13 protein-coding genes and 1 other annotated feature are annotated in these 11,829 nt (G+C 60.5%); of the genes, 9 read left to right on the top strand and 4 right to left on the bottom strand.

Going from position 1 to position 11,829, the window contains the following annotated elements; genetic code table 11:
• Positions 1 to 999: 999 nt before the first annotated feature.
• From plaP to B8P98_RS09470, 4 genes are all read right to left on the bottom strand, one after another.
• Positions 1,000 to 2,358 carry a putrescine/proton symporter PlaP gene (plaP, locus tag B8P98_RS09480; protein ID WP_004148994.1) on the bottom strand — a complete coding sequence of 453 codons (1,359 nt, stop codon included), beginning with the start codon at positions 2,356 to 2,358 and terminating at the stop codon, positions 1,000 to 1,002.
• Positions 2,348 to 2,410, bottom strand: a complete 63-nt coding sequence (gene yoeI, locus B8P98_RS32005; RefSeq protein WP_096335043.1) for a membrane protein YoeI — start codon at positions 2,408 to 2,410, stop codon at positions 2,348 to 2,350. The genes plaP and yoeI overlap by 11 nt, the downstream gene beginning before the upstream one ends.
• Before the next feature lie 237 nt (positions 2,411 to 2,647).
• A complete protein-coding gene (locus B8P98_RS09475) occupies positions 2,648 to 3,538 on the bottom strand; it encodes a LysR family transcriptional regulator (RefSeq protein WP_095032922.1) in 891 nt (296 codons plus the stop codon).
• Positions 3,539 to 3,576: 38 nt separating this feature from the next.
• Complete coding sequence (locus B8P98_RS09470) at positions 3,577 to 4,401, bottom strand: SDR family oxidoreductase (protein WP_004152513.1); 825 nt, start codon at positions 4,399 to 4,401, stop codon at positions 3,577 to 3,579.
• A gap of 176 nt (positions 4,402 to 4,577) precedes the next feature.
• Here B8P98_RS09470 and hisL point away from each other — a divergent pair, with 176 nt between their 5' ends.
• From hisL to hisIE, 9 genes are all read left to right on the top strand, one after another.
• Entirely contained in the window at positions 4,578 to 4,628 is a 51-nt protein-coding gene (gene hisL / locus B8P98_RS30425; RefSeq protein ID WP_004899375.1) for a his operon leader peptide, read from the top strand.
• Positions 4,604 to 4,726, top strand: a sequence feature (His leader region). Its footprint overlaps the gene before it by 25 nt.
• Before the next feature lie 47 nt (positions 4,727 to 4,773).
• Positions 4,774 to 5,673, top strand: a complete 900-nt coding sequence (gene hisG / locus B8P98_RS09465; RefSeq protein WP_002912152.1) for an ATP phosphoribosyltransferase — start codon at positions 4,774 to 4,776, stop codon at positions 5,671 to 5,673.
• Between the two features lie 39 nt (positions 5,674 to 5,712).
• Positions 5,713 to 7,017: a histidinol dehydrogenase gene (hisD, locus tag B8P98_RS09460; protein ID WP_004184783.1), complete on the top strand. Its 1,305-nt coding sequence runs from the start codon at positions 5,713 to 5,715 to the stop codon at positions 7,015 to 7,017.
• Positions 7,014 to 8,075 carry a histidinol-phosphate transaminase gene (gene hisC, locus B8P98_RS09455; RefSeq protein ID WP_087806089.1) on the top strand — a complete coding sequence of 354 codons (1,062 nt, stop codon included), beginning with the start codon at positions 7,014 to 7,016 and terminating at the stop codon, positions 8,073 to 8,075. Before hisD ends, hisC begins: the two co-directional genes overlap by 4 nt.
• Positions 8,072 to 9,139 carry a bifunctional histidinol-phosphatase/imidazoleglycerol-phosphate dehydratase HisB gene (gene hisB, locus B8P98_RS09450; protein ID WP_004184786.1) on the top strand — a complete coding sequence of 356 codons (1,068 nt, stop codon included), beginning with the start codon at positions 8,072 to 8,074 and terminating at the stop codon, positions 9,137 to 9,139. The genes hisC and hisB overlap by 4 nt, the downstream gene beginning before the upstream one ends.
• A complete protein-coding gene (hisH, locus tag B8P98_RS09445) occupies positions 9,139 to 9,729 on the top strand; it encodes an imidazole glycerol phosphate synthase subunit HisH (protein WP_095032921.1) in 591 nt (196 codons plus the stop codon). The genes hisB and hisH overlap by 1 nt, the downstream gene beginning before the upstream one ends.
• Positions 9,729 to 10,466 (top strand): 1-(5-phosphoribosyl)-5-[(5-phosphoribosylamino)methylideneamino]imidazole-4-carboxamide isomerase, encoded by a 738-nt coding sequence (gene hisA, locus B8P98_RS09440; RefSeq protein WP_019705192.1) that lies wholly within the window; start codon positions 9,729 to 9,731, stop codon positions 10,464 to 10,466. Before hisH ends, hisA begins: the two co-directional genes overlap by 1 nt.
• Positions 10,448 to 11,224: an imidazole glycerol phosphate synthase subunit HisF gene (gene hisF, locus B8P98_RS09435; protein ID WP_017899707.1), complete on the top strand. Its 777-nt coding sequence runs from the start codon at positions 10,448 to 10,450 to the stop codon at positions 11,222 to 11,224. Before hisA ends, hisF begins: the two co-directional genes overlap by 19 nt.
• Positions 11,218 to 11,817, top strand: a complete 600-nt coding sequence (gene hisIE / locus B8P98_RS09430) for a bifunctional phosphoribosyl-AMP cyclohydrolase/phosphoribosyl-ATP diphosphatase HisIE (RefSeq protein WP_004144136.1) — start codon at positions 11,218 to 11,220, stop codon at positions 11,815 to 11,817. The genes hisF and hisIE overlap by 7 nt, the downstream gene beginning before the upstream one ends.
• Positions 11,818 to 11,829 lie beyond the last annotated feature (12 nt).

Here is an 11,829-nt window from a genome sequence, read left to right as displayed (position 1 = left end):
CATAACGCAGAAGACTAACCGGGAGCGCAAACTACGCTGAAGCCACTGATAACATAAACAACCACACTGCAATGCTTCCCCTCACCCTAACCCTCTCCCGGAGGGAGAGGGAACCGTCCGGTCGTCGTTTCCGTGCCCAACATATTGCCGGGTGGCGGCTGCGCCTGACCCGGCCTACGGAGTCTGAGAACGTGGTAAACCGATAACAGTCTCCCCGCCGCCGGGCAATACATCAGGCTCCGTGCCCAACATGTTGCCGGGTGGCGCTTCGCTTACCCGGCCTACAAAGACATTTACATATAAGAAGGTTACTCAACACCGTAGGCCCGGCAAGCGCAGCGCCGCCGGGCAAGGACAGCGGGCGCGGAGCCGCTTTTGTGCCGGGTGGCGCTTCGCTTACCCAGCCTACAACCCCAAATCACCACTGGATCAGGGGCCACTGAAACTGCCGGTGCTGGCGGCCTCAAAATCGCTGAGACGTTCCCGGCAGGCCGGGGCAGCCCGCATGGATGCGGGCTGAGGGCCGTGTTTTGCAGGGACGCTGCCTCGGCCCGACCCGAAGCCTGCAGGGATAAGTCGAAGGTACCACGCAGTGGCGATTTTGCTGGCCGGAGCCCGGGGGTACAGGGGGCGGCGGCGACTGGCCGCCCCCTGTGCGCTCCCTGCGCCATGAGAGACATAACGCAGAAAACTAACCGGGAGCGCAATGTGCGCTGAAGCCACTAATAACATAAAGGATCGCACGATGGTGCTTCCCCTCACCCTAACCCTCTCCCGGAGGGAGAGGGAACCGTCCGGTCGTCGTTTCCGTGGCCAACATATTGCCGGGTGGCGGCTGCGCCTGACCCGGCCTACATAACCATTAAATTTCAGAAGGTTAACCATCACCGTAGGCCCGCGCAAGCGCAGCGCCGCCGGGCAAAAGGGTATCGCACCGGGCCAAACGAAAAAAAGCCGGAGGTTTCCCTCCGGCTTTTCTCATTCACACTACGCTATGCCTTAGGCCACATCTTCATACTGCGGCACCGGGTTGCGGAAGCTTTTGGTCACGCAGGCCAGATAGACCAGACCGATACCGGCCCAAATCAGGCCCAGAATCATCGAGCTCTCTTCCAGGTTGACCCACAGCGCGCCAACGGTCAGGGCGCCGCACATCGGCAGGAACAGATACTGGAAGTGGTCTTTCAGCGTCTTGTTGCGTTTCTCACGGATCCAGAACTGCGAAATCACCGACAGGTTAACGAAGGTAAACGCCACCAGCGCACCAAAGTTAATCAGCGCCGTCGCCATCACCAGGTCGAAGTTAATCGCCAGCAGCGCAATAGCGCCAACCAGGATGATGTTCATCGCCGGGGTGCGCCAGGTCGGGTGGACGTAGCCGAAGAAACTTTTCGGGAACACGCCGTCGCGGCCCATAACGTACATCAGACGCGCCACGCCAGCGTGCGCCGCCATACCGGACGCCAGTACGGTGATGGTGGAGAAGATCAGCGCGCCCACCTGGAAGGCTTTACCTGCTACGTAGAGCATAATTTCCGGCTGTGACGCATCCGGATCTTTAAAGCGCGAGATGTCCGGGAAGTACAGCTGCAGGAAGTAGGTGGCAAAGATGAAGATCAGGCCGCCAATCAGCGCGGTCAGGAAGATCGCCCGCGGGATGACGCGCTCTGCATCTTTGGTCTCTTCAGACAGGTTGCTGATGCCGTCGAAGCCGGTAAACGAGAAGCACAGGATCGTCGCCCCGGTAATCATCGGGATCACGTGCGCGTCACCGGACCAGAACGGACGGCTGCTGGCCAGCGTACCGGCGCCTTCGCCTTCAAACACGCCATAAATCACCATGCCGAGAATAACGGCAATCAGCACCACCTGCAGCACCACGATCACGGTGTTGAAGTTGGCGACGGATTTAATGCTGCGCAGGTTAAAGGCGGTCATAAAGGCGACCAGCGCGATAACAAACACCCACGACGGAATCGAAGGCACCAGCGCTTCAAAATAGATTTTCGCCAGCAGAATGTTGATCATCGGCGCGAACAGGTAGTCGAGCAGCGAGGACCAACCCACCATAAAGCCAACGGTCGGGCTGATGGATTTCTGCGCATAGGTATACGCCGAGCCGGCAGAAGGGTAACGACGTACCAGCTTGCCATAGCTCAGAGCAGTAAACAGGATAGCGATTAACGCAAAGGCGTAGGCCGTCGGCACGTGACCGTCGGTCATACCAGAGACGATACCAAACGTATCGAACAGCGTCATCGGCTGCATATAGGCCAGGCCCATCATTACAACCGGAACTAACGTAAGCGTTTTACGTAATTCCACGCGAGAGGTATTTGGAGTAGCGTTATGCGACATAGTTATCCCCTTTTACGGTGAACGCCAGCGCGTAAGCAAAAAATTGCCCCATTTCTTTCTATTCCTCAGCGACAACGACTGTCGGTTTTTAGTAAATATCTATCCGGTACGAAGCCCGGCCTCTTGGTATTGAATGATGTGTCTTTCGACCAAAAAAATAACCGACACTTTAAAAAAAAGCGTCGGCTAGTCTCTGGTTTTCAGGCCGCATATTTTGCAACAAATTCAACGGCGTTGACAAGATGTTATGAAGTTCATTGCGTAAGCATAATTTTTAACGTGCTAATATCTATACGGTTTCCGTATGATAAATTGTAAAAATAGCACTATTTGCTAATAGCGTTTCCCGCCACCATTTGCCAGCCAAACCGCAGGTGGCGTCATTCCAGGCGATCCACGCGCGTTGACGAGGCGAAAGCCCGCGCACGGTCATGCAGACCAGCTCGCCGCTGTCCAGCAGACCCTGCACCTGATAGCGCGGCAGGCCCCCCCAGCCCAGCCCCAGGCGCAGCAGCGCCAGCTGCCCCGCGGCGTCACACACCGTCAGGGTCTCCTGATCGCTGAGTAGCGCCCCGCCCTCGCCGGTGGCCACCGCCCGGTAACGGCGTAGGGTTCGCCAGCTCAACGGTGCGCGGTGTCGCGCCAGCGGATGCTGTGGGGCAACGACCAGCAGCAGCTCCAGCTCGCCGAGGGGGAGATAGTCATAACCGCTCAGCGGCGGCGGTTCGCCGAGCGCCCCCAGCAGCAGATCGGCCTGCCCGTCAGTCAGCGGCCGCCAGTCCAGCAGGGAGGGGTTCAGCGTGAAGTGCAGCCGGGTCAGCGGCTGTTGTTGATAAAATGCCGCGATTGGCGGCGAGAGCAGCGCCACGGGAAAGGTGCTGTCCACCGCCAGACGAAGGCTATTCTCCCATCCCTGCTGCAGCTTAACCGCCCGGTTCTCCAGTTCGCGGGCGATATGCAGCACCTCCCGCCCTTTCTCCAGCAGCATCTGTCCGCTGGGGGTAAAGCGCGCGCGATGGCCGCTGCGGTCGAGCAGCTGAATATTGAGATCGCTTTCCAGGCGGTGAATGGTGTAGCTCAGCGCCGAGGGCGTTTTAAAGAGCTTTGCCGACGCGGCGGCAAAGCTCCCCTCTTTTTCCAGGGCATCCAGGATCACGAGGACATCCAGCAGTGGTTTCATCGCTACCCCCTTACGGTATGCGAATCACCGCTGGCGGATCACTCCATCGGCATCACCAGCGGATCGGGGTACTGGTACTCAAACCCCAGCTCATTGCAGATACGATTGCCATCCACAATCTTGCCCTGGCCGCCGTCCGGGCTGTCGCTGAACACCGGCGGCGGCAGACCGAGCTCGCGGGCCATCTGCGGATAAAAGAGGCCGCGCGCAGGGTGGCGGGGCGCACATAAATTATAGATGTGCCCACCCTTCGGGGCCTGCAGCAGCAGTTCGATAGCGGCCACCACATCCTGCAAATGCACCAGATTGACCACGTGCTGGCCATCCGGCGCCGACTTGCCGGCAAAAAAACGTCCCGGATGGCGGGAAGGCCCTACCAGCCCGGCCAGGCGCAGAATATCCACCGATGTCCCCGGCAGGTTGTGCAGCCAGTCCTCCAGCTCCTTGAGCACCTGTCCGCTGGCGGTTTGCGGCAGACGCGGGGAATTCTCCTTCACTGTACCGTTGACGTTGCCATACACCGAGGTGGAGCTGGTGAAGACGATCCGCGGAATATGGTAAGCCAGCGCGGTATCGACGATCTCCTGCACCGCCTGCAGATAAAACCCTTCCCCTGCCCCGGTACGCCGGGCCGGCAGGGTGATCACCAGCGCATCGACGTTCATCAGCGCGTCGAGGTCCTCGGTATCACAGACCAGCTGCGGCTCCAGGCGCAGCGGATAGCTGTCGATCCCGCACATCCGCGCCGCCTCCACGCCATCCTGCGTAGTTTTACTGCCGGTAACCTGCCAGCCTCGCGCCGTCAACGACAGCGCCAGCGGCATCCCCAGCCATCCCAAACCGACTATCGCGACCTTTTTCATCCCAGGCTCCTGACTCTTTCGCTGTGCTGATTACAGGCTACGCCAGCCAGCGGCAACTGACAATTTCTTCGCTCAATATGAAATGAATTAATGATAGAAAAAAGCCCTTGCTTTCTGCGGCGGAAGTGGTTTAGGTTAAAGGACATCAAATGCATAGTCATTCACAGAGAATTTTTATGAACCGCGTTCAATTTAAACACCACCATCATCACCATCATCCTGACTAGTCTTTCAGGCGATGTGTGCTGGAAGACGTTTGGATCTTCCAGTGGTGCATGAACGCGCAGAGAGCCCCCGGAAGATTCACTTCCGGGGGCTTTTTTTTGGACCAAATTCGGACAGATTCAGACAGGTATTCAGAGGAAAAGAACAATGTTAGACAACACCCGTTTACGCATAGCTATTCAGAAATCAGGCCGTTTAAGCGAAGATTCACGCGAATTACTCAGCCGCTGCGGCATTAAAGTCAATTTGCACACCCAGCGTCTGATTGCGCTGGCGGAAAATATGCCAATCGATATTCTGCGCGTGCGTGATGACGATATCCCGGGCCTGGTGATGGACGGTGTTGTCGACCTCGGCATTATCGGCGAAAACGTGCTGGAAGAAGAGCTGCTCAGCCGCCGCGCCCAGGGCGAAGACCCGCGCTACTTCACCCTGCGCCGTCTCGACTTCGGCGGCTGCCGCCTGTCGCTGGCGACTCCGGTGGATGAAGCCTGGAACGGCCCGGCGGCGCTGGACGGCAAACGTATCGCCACCTCTTACCCGCACCTGCTGAAGCGCTACCTCGATCAAAAAGGTATCTCCTTTAAATCCTGTCTGCTGAACGGCTCCGTGGAAGTGGCGCCGCGCGCCGGCCTCGCCGACGCTATCTGCGACCTCGTCTCCACCGGCGCCACTCTGGAAGCCAACGGTCTGCGCGAAGTGGAAGTGATTTACCGCTCCAAAGCCTGTCTGATCCAGCGCGACGGCGAAATGGCCGACGCCAAACAGCAGCTGATTGACCGCCTGCTGACCCGTATTCAGGGCGTGATTCAGGCCCGCGAGTCGAAATACATCATGATGCACGCCCCGACCGAACGCCTGGAAGAAGTGGTTGCCCTGCTGCCGGGCGCCGAGCGGCCGACTATTCTGCCGCTGGCAGGCGACAAGCAGCGCGTGGCGATGCACATGGTCAGCAGCGAAACCCTGTTCTGGGAGACCATGGAAAAACTGAAGGCGCTGGGCGCCAGCTCCATTCTGGTGCTGCCGATTGAGAAAATGATGGAGTAATCGGCCAGCCGGTCACGGGACACACAGGGGAATACAATCATGAGCTTCAACACAATCATCGACTGGAACGGCTGTAGCGCAGACCAACAACAGCAACTCTTAACGCGCCCGGCGATTTCCGCCTCCGACAGCATCAGTAAAACGGTGACGGAGATCCTGAATAACGTCAAAGCCAACGGCGACGCGGCGCTGCGCGAATACAGCGCGAAGTTTGATAAAACCACCGTCGCCGCGCTGCAGGTGAGCGAGGCGGAGATCGCCGCCGCCGGCGAGCGCCTCAGCGATGAGCTGAAGCAGGCGATGGCGGTGGCGGTGAAAAACATCGAGACCTTCCACAACGCGCAACAGCTGCAGGCGGTGGATGTCGAAACGCTGCCGGGCGTGCGCTGCCAGCAGGTTACCCGCCCTATCGCCTCCGTCGGGCTGTACATTCCGGGTGGCTCAGCGCCGCTGTTCTCCACGGTGCTGATGCTGGCGACGCCGGCGCGCATCGCCGGCTGTCAGCAGGTGGTGCTCTGCTCGCCGCCGCCAATTGCCGATGAGATCCTCTATGCCGCGCAGCTGTGCGGCGTGAAAACCATCTTTAACGTCGGCGGCGCGCAGGCCATCGCCGCCCTCGCCCTCGGTACCGAGTCGGTGCCGAAGGTGGATAAAATCTTTGGCCCGGGCAACGCTTACGTGACGGAAGCCAAACGCCAGGTCAGCCAGCGTCTGGACGGGGCGGCGATCGACATGCCGGCCGGCCCGTCGGAAGTACTGGTGATCGCCGACAGCGGCGCTAACCCGGACTTTGTTGCCTCCGACCTGCTGTCGCAGGCAGAACACGGCCCGGACTCGCAGGTGATCCTCCTGACCCCGGACGCCGGGATGGGCAGCCGTGTCGCCGAGGCGGTTGAACGCCAGCTGGCCGCCCTGCCGCGCGCAGAAACCGCCCGCGTGGCGCTCTCCGCCAGCCGGATCATCGTGGCCCGCGACCTGGCGCAGTGCGTGGCTATCTCCAACCAGTACGGCCCGGAGCACCTGATCATTCAGACCCGTCAGGCCCGCGAGCTGGTGGACAGCATCACCAGCGCCGGCTCGGTTTTCCTCGGTGACTGGTCACCGGAATCCGCGGGCGACTACGCCTCGGGCACCAACCACGTCCTGCCGACCTATGGTTATACCGCCACCTGCTCAAGCCTCGGTCTGGCTGACTTCCAGAAGCGGATGACCGTGCAGGAGCTGTCGCGCGACGGCTTTGCCGCCCTCGCCTCAACGATTGAGATCCTGGCCGCCGCCGAGCGCCTTGACGCCCACAAAAACGCCGTAACGCTGCGCGTTGCCGCCCTGAAGGAGCAAGCATGAGCATTGAAGATTTAGCCCGCGCAAACGTCCGCGCGCTGACCCCGTATCAATCCGCTCGCCGCCTGGGCGGTAAAGGCGATGTCTGGCTCAACGCCAACGAATTCCCCACCGCCGTGGCCTTCCAGCTGACCGAGCAGACGCTGAACCGCTATCCGGAGCCGCAGCCGAAGGCCGTGATTGAGAGCTACGCCCGCTACGCCGAGGTCAAACCGGAGCAGGTGCTGGTCAGCCGCGGCGCCGACGAAGGCATCGAGCTGCTGATCCGCGCCTTCTGTGAACCAGGTGAGGACGCCGTGCTCTACTGCCCGCCGACCTACGGCATGTACAGCGTCAGCGCCGAAACCATCGGCGTCGAATGCCGCACTGTGCCGACGCTGGCCGACTGGCAGCTCGACCTGCCGGGTATCGAAGCGCAACTGGACGGGGTGAAGGTGGTCTTCGTCTGCAGCCCGAACAACCCGACCGGGCAGATTATCGACCCGCAGTCGATGCGCGACCTGCTGGAGATGACCCGCGGCAAAGCCATCGTGGTGGCCGACGAAGCCTACATTGAATTCTGCCCGCAGGCGACGCTGGCCGGCTGGCTCAGCGACTATCCACACCTGGTGGTGCTGCGCACGCTGTCCAAAGCCTTCGCCCTCGCCGGCCTGCGCTGCGGCTTCACCCTCGCCAACGCCGAGGTGATTAACGTGCTGCTGAAAGTGATCGCCCCGTACCCGCTCTCCACGCCGGTGGCCGATATCGCCGCCCAGGCCCTGAGCGCGGAAGGCATCGCGGCAATGCGCCAGCGCGTCACGCAGATCCTTGACGAGCGCCGCTACCTGGTGGAACAACTGCGCGGCATCGCCTGCGTAGAGCAGGTCTTCGATTCCGAAACGAACTATGTCCTGGCGCGGATAACCGCCTCCAGCGCAGTGTTTAAATCTTTGTGGGATCAGGGCATTATCTTACGTGACCAGAATAAACAACCTTCATTAAGCGGCTGTTTGCGTATCACTATCGGTACCCGTGCCGAGAGCCAGCGCGTGATTGACGCCTTGACTGCGGAGAATGTATGACCCAGAAGTATCTCTTTATTGACCGTGACGGCACCCTGATTTCCGAACCACCGGAGGATTTCCAGGTGGACCGGTTCGACAAGCTGGCGTTTGAGCCGCAGGTGATCCCGGCGCTGCTTAAGCTGCAGCAGGAAGGCTATAAGCTGGTGATGATCACCAATCAGGATGGTCTGGGGACGGACAGCCTGCCGCAGGAAGCGTTTGATGGCCCGCACAACCTGATGATGCAGATTTTCGCCTCGCAGGGCGTCAATTTCGAAGAGGTGCTGATTTGTCCGCACTTCCCGGGCGACAACTGCGCCTGCCGCAAGCCGAAAACGCAGCTGGTGCTGCCGTGGCTGGAAGAGGGCGTGCTGGATAAAGCCCACAGCTATGTGATTGGCGACCGGGCCACCGACCTTGAGCTGGCGGATAACATGGGAATTACCGGTCTGCGCTATGACCGCGAGACGCTCGACTGGCCGACCATCTGCGAGCAGCTGACCCGCCGCGACCGCTATGCCCACGTCGAGCGCGTCACCAAAGAGACCCAGGTGGATGTGAAAGTGTGGCTGGACCGCGAAGGCGGCAGCAAGATCCATACCGGCGTCGGCTTTTTTGACCATATGCTCGACCAAATCGCCACCCACGGCGGCTTCCGCATGGAGGTTAACGTCGGCGGCGATCTGTACATCGACGATCACCACACGGTGGAGGATACCGGCCTGGCCCTCGGCGAAGCCCTGAAGCTGGCCCTTGGCGACAAGCGCGGCATCAACCGCTTCGGCTTCGTGCTGCCGATGGACGAGTGTCTCGCCCGCTGCGCGCTGGATATCTCCGGCCGTCCGCACCTGGAGTATAAGGCGGACTTCACCTATCAGCGCGTCGGCGATCTGAGCACCGAGATGGTGGAACACTTCTTCCGCTCGCTCTCCTACACCATGGCGGTGACCCTGCACCTGAAAACCAAGGGCAAGAACGATCACCACCGCGTGGAGAGCCTGTTCAAAGCCTTTGGCCGTACGCTGCGCCAGGCGATCCGCGTCCAGGGCGATGCCCTGCCGTCTTCCAAAGGGGTGCTGTAATGAATGTGGTGATCCTTGATACCGGCTGCGCCAACATCAATTCGGTGAAATCGGCGATTGGCCGCCACGGCTATGAGCCGGTGGTCAGCCGCGATCCGGAAGTGGTATTGCGTGCCGATAAACTGTTTCTTCCCGGCGTCGGCACCGCCCAGGCGGCGATGGATCAGCTGCGCGACCGGGAACTGATCGACCTGATCAAAGCCTGTACCCAGCCGGTGCTGGGGATTTGCCTGGGCATGCAGCTGCTCGGCAAGCGCAGCGAGGAGAACAACGGCGTCGATCTGCTGGGCATTATCGAAGAAGCGGTGCCGAAGATGACCGACCACGGTCTGCCATTGCCGCACATGGGCTGGAACCGGGTGTATGCCAAAGCTGGCGATCGGCTGTTCCGCGGCATTGAAGAAGGCGCGTATTTCTACTTCGTGCACAGCTACGCCATGCCGGTCAACCCGTACACCATCGCCCAGTGCAATTACGGCGAGGCGTTCACCGCCGCGGTGCAGAAAGATAACTTCTATGGCGTGCAGTTTCACCCGGAGCGCTCCGGGAGCGCCGGGGCGCAGCTGCTGAAAAACTTCCTGGAGATGTGATGATTATTCCTGCTTTAGATTTAATCGACGGCACCGTCGTTCGTCTCCATCAGGGCGATTACGGCCAGCAGCGCGACTATGGCAGCGATCCGCTGCCGCGCCTGCAGGCCTATGCCGCTCAGGGGGCAAAAGTCCTGCACCTGGTCGACCTGACCGGGGCGAAGGATCCGGCGAAGCGCCAGATCCCGCTGCTGAAATCGCTGGTCGCCGGGGTTGACGTCCCGGTACAGGTTGGCGGCGGCGTGCGGACCGAAGCGGATGTCGCGGCTCTGCTTGAGGCCGGCGTCGCCCGCGTGGTGGTCGGCTCCACCGCGGTGAAGTCACCGGAAGAAGTAAAAGGCTGGTTTAAACGCTTTGGCCCTGAACGGCTGGTGCTGGCGCTCGATGTGCGCATTGACGCCGACGGCAACAAGCAGGTGGCGGTCAGCGGCTGGCAGGAAAACTCCGGCGTAACGCTGGAGGAGCTGGTGGAGAGCTATCTGCCGGTCGGTCTGCAGCACGTGCTGTGCACCGATATCTCCCGCGACGGCACGCTGGCGGGCTCTAACGTTTCGCTGTACGAGGAAGTCTGCGCCCGCTACCCGCAGGTGGCGTTTCAGTCATCCGGCGGCATCGGCGATCTCAATGATATTGCCGCCCTGCGCGGCACCGGGGTGCGCGGCGTGATTGTTGGTCGCGCGCTGCTGGAAGGTAAATTCAACGTAACGGAGGCCATTCAATGCTGGCAAAACGGATAATCCCCTGCCTCGACGTCCGCGACGGCCAGGTAGTGAAAGGCGTGCAGTTCCGTAATCACGAGATCATTGGCGACATCGTTCCGCTGGCCAAGCGCTATGCCGACGAAGGGGCCGACGAGCTGGTGTTCTATGATATCACCGCCTCCAGCGACGGCCGGGTGGTCGACAAGAGCTGGGTTTCGCGCGTGGCGGAAGTGATCGACATTCCTTTCTGCGTGGCGGGCGGGATCAAGTCGCTGGAAGATGCAGCGCAGATCCTCTCCTTCGGCGCCGATAAGATCTCGATTAACTCCCCTGCTCTCGCCGACCCAACGCTGATCACCCGCCTTGCCGACCGCTTTGGCGTGCAGTGCATTGTGGTGGGGATTGATACCTGGTTTGATGCACAGACCGGCAAGTATCACGTCAACCAGTATACCGGCGACGAGAGCCGCACCCGGGTGACACAGTGGGAAACCCTCGACTGGGTGGAGGAAGTGCAGAAGCGCGGCGCGGGCGAGATCGTCCTTAACATGATGAACCAGGACGGGGTGCGCAACGGCTACGACCTCCAGCAGCTGGCGAAGGTCCGCGCGGTGTGCCATGTGCCGCTGATCGCCTCCGGCGGCGCGGGAACCATGGAACACTTCCTCGAAGCCTTCCGCGACGCCGACGTTGACGGCGCGCTGGCGGCCTCGGTATTCCACAAACAGATTATTAATATTGGCGAACTGAAAGCGTACCTGGCGGCACAGGGCGTGGAGATAAGGGTATGTTGACTGAACAGCTGGACTGGGAAAAAACGGACGGCATGATGCCGGCCATCGTGCAGCACGCCGTATCCGGCGAAGTACTGATGCACGGCTACATGAACAAGGAGGCGCTGGAGAAAACTGAAGCCACCGGCAAGGTCACCTTTTACTCGCGCACCAAGCAGCGGCTGTGGACCAAGGGTGAAACCTCGGGCCATGTCCTCAATGTAGTGAGCATCACGCCGGACTGTGACAACGATACGCTGCTGGTGCTGGTAAACCCGATCGGACCGACCTGCCACAAAGGCACCACAAGCTGCTTCGGCGAAACCGGCCACCAGTGGCTGTTCCTCTATCAGCTGGAGCAGCTGCTGGCCGAGCGTAAACACGCCGACCCGGAGAGCTCCTACACGGCGAAGCTGTACGCCAGCGGCACCAAGCGCATCGCGCAGAAAGTGGGAGAAGAAGGCGTGGAGACCGCGCTGGCCGCCACGGTGAACGACCGCTTCGAGCTGAAGAATGAGGCGTCGGACCTGATGTACCACCTGCTGGTGCTGCTGCAGGACCAGGGGCTGGATCTCGGGGAAGTGATTGATAATTTAAGAGCACGGCATAGGTAATATAAGACATGG

The sequence above is a fragment of the Klebsiella quasivariicola genome (assembly GCF_002269255.1).
GTDB lineage: Bacteria > Pseudomonadota > Gammaproteobacteria > Enterobacterales > Enterobacteriaceae > Klebsiella > Klebsiella quasivariicola.
The sequence above is the reverse complement of the archived record's forward strand: the minus strand, read 5'-3'. Positions and strand labels throughout refer to the sequence as shown.

What these genes read in the sequence shown, in the direction of transcription:
- plaP (WP_004148994.1), bottom strand. Translation starts at nt 2,358, where the DNA reads ATGTCGCATAACGCTACTCCAAATACCTCTCGCGTGGAATTACGTAAA.
- B8P98_RS09475 (WP_095032922.1), bottom strand. Translation starts at nt 3,538, where the DNA reads ATGAAACCACTGCTGGATGTCCTCGTGATCCTGGATGCCCTGGAAAAA.
- B8P98_RS09470 (WP_004152513.1), bottom strand. Translation starts at nt 4,401, where the DNA reads ATGAAAAAGGTCGCGATAGTCGGTTTGGGATGGCTGGGGATGCCGCTG.
- hisG (WP_002912152.1), top strand. Translation starts at nt 4,774, where the DNA reads ATGTTAGACAACACCCGTTTACGCATAGCTATTCAGAAATCAGGCCGT.
- hisD (WP_004184783.1), top strand. Translation starts at nt 5,713, where the DNA reads ATGAGCTTCAACACAATCATCGACTGGAACGGCTGTAGCGCAGACCAA.
- hisC (WP_087806089.1), top strand. Translation starts at nt 7,014, where the DNA reads ATGAGCATTGAAGATTTAGCCCGCGCAAACGTCCGCGCGCTGACCCCG.
- hisB (WP_004184786.1), top strand. Translation starts at nt 8,072, where the DNA reads ATGACCCAGAAGTATCTCTTTATTGACCGTGACGGCACCCTGATTTCC.
- hisH (WP_095032921.1), top strand. Translation starts at nt 9,139, where the DNA reads ATGAATGTGGTGATCCTTGATACCGGCTGCGCCAACATCAATTCGGTG.
- hisA (WP_019705192.1), top strand. Translation starts at nt 9,729, where the DNA reads ATGATTATTCCTGCTTTAGATTTAATCGACGGCACCGTCGTTCGTCTC.
- hisF (WP_017899707.1), top strand. Translation starts at nt 10,448, where the DNA reads ATGCTGGCAAAACGGATAATCCCCTGCCTCGACGTCCGCGACGGCCAG.
- hisIE (WP_004144136.1), top strand. Translation starts at nt 11,218, where the DNA reads ATGTTGACTGAACAGCTGGACTGGGAAAAAACGGACGGCATGATGCCG.